At 65.9% G+C, this 1,294-nt stretch carries 2 protein-coding genes; both read right to left on the bottom strand.

Annotated features, from left to right (window positions below; genetic code table 11):
* The coding region (locus tag ACWDUZ_RS38555) for an alpha-amylase family glycosyl hydrolase (protein ID WP_451636487.1) at positions 1-869 on the bottom strand (869 nt) is incomplete at its 3' end.
* Positions 866-1,294, bottom strand: a 429-nt coding sequence (locus ACWDUZ_RS38550; RefSeq protein ID WP_451636486.1) for an alpha-glucosidase C-terminal domain-containing protein, incomplete at its 5' end; no start/stop codon positions are given. The genes ACWDUZ_RS38555 and ACWDUZ_RS38550, both read right to left, overlap by 4 nt.

The raw sequence follows: 1,294 nt of genomic DNA, 5'->3' as shown, positions 1-1,294 counted from the left end.
ACCGGGAAGTGGAAGGCCATGTGGCACTCGTCGCCGCCGGAGGAGTAGTCGCCGAAGTAGTCGACGACGTCCTCCGGCCACTGGTTCGCCTCGGCGAGGAGCACCTTGTCCGGGTACTGGTCGTCGATCTCCTTGCGCACCCGCTTGAGGAACTCGTGGGTCGCCGGCAGGTTCTCGCAGTTGGTGCCCTCCTGCTGGTACAGGTACGGCACCGCGTCCAGCCGGAACCCGTCGATGCCCAGGTCCAGCCAGAACTTCAGTGCGGAGATCATCTCCTCCTGCACCGCCGGGTTCTCGTAGTTCAGGTCCGGCTGGTGCGAGAAGAAGCGGTGCCAGTAGTACTGCTTGCGTACCGGGTCGTACGTCCAGTTGGAGGCCTCGGTGTCGACGAAGATGATCCGGGCGTCCTGGAACTGCTTGTCGTCGTCGGCCCACACGTAGTAGTCGCCGTAGGGGCCGTGGGGGTCCTTGCGGGACTCCTGGAACCACGGGTGCTGGTCGCTGGTGTGGTTCATGACGAAGTCGATGATGACGCGCATGCCGCGGTGGTGGGCGGCGTCGACGAACTCGACGAAGTCGGCGAGGTCGCCGAAGTCAGGCAGGACGGCGGTGTAGTCGGAGACGTCGTAGCCGCCGTCCCTCAGGGGCGACTTGAAGAACGGCGGCAGCCACAGGCAGTCCACGCCCAGCCATTGCAGATAGTCCAGTTTGGCGGTCAGGCCCTTCAGGTCGCCGATGCCGTCGCCGTTGCTGTCCTGGAAGGAGCGGACGAGGACCTCGTAGAAGACGGCACGTTTGAACCACTCCGGGTCGCGGTCCTTGGCGGGAGTGTCCTCGAAGGTGTCCGGAACGGGCTCATTGACGCTCATGTTGTGGGTGACCCTCCGATCTGCGGGGTGGACGGTCGCAGGACGGTGAGGACATGAGCGGGCCGGTGGCCCGGCTCGAGTCGCACATAGTTGGCCCTGCCCCAGTGATAGGTCTCGCCGGTGAGCTCGTCGCGCACCGGCACCGACTCGTGCCATTCCAGGCCGAGTTGCGGCATGTCCAACGAGACCGTCGCCTCCTGGGTGTGGTGCGGATCGAGGTTGGCGACCACCAGAACCGTGTTCGAGCCGCTCCGTTTCGAGTAGGCGATCACCGCCTCCTTGTCGGCGTGGTGGAAGTGCAGGTCGCGCAGCTGCCGGAGGGCCGGACTGCGGCGGCGGATGTCGTTGAGGCGGGTGATGAGCGGGGCGATGCTGCGGCCCTCGCGTTCGGCGGCGGCCCAGTCGCGGGGTTTGAGCTGGTACTT

This window comes from Streptomyces sp. NPDC003393, assembly GCF_053589015.1.
Note: the sequence above shows the minus strand (reverse complement) of the source record. Positions and strands in the feature narration are given on the sequence as shown.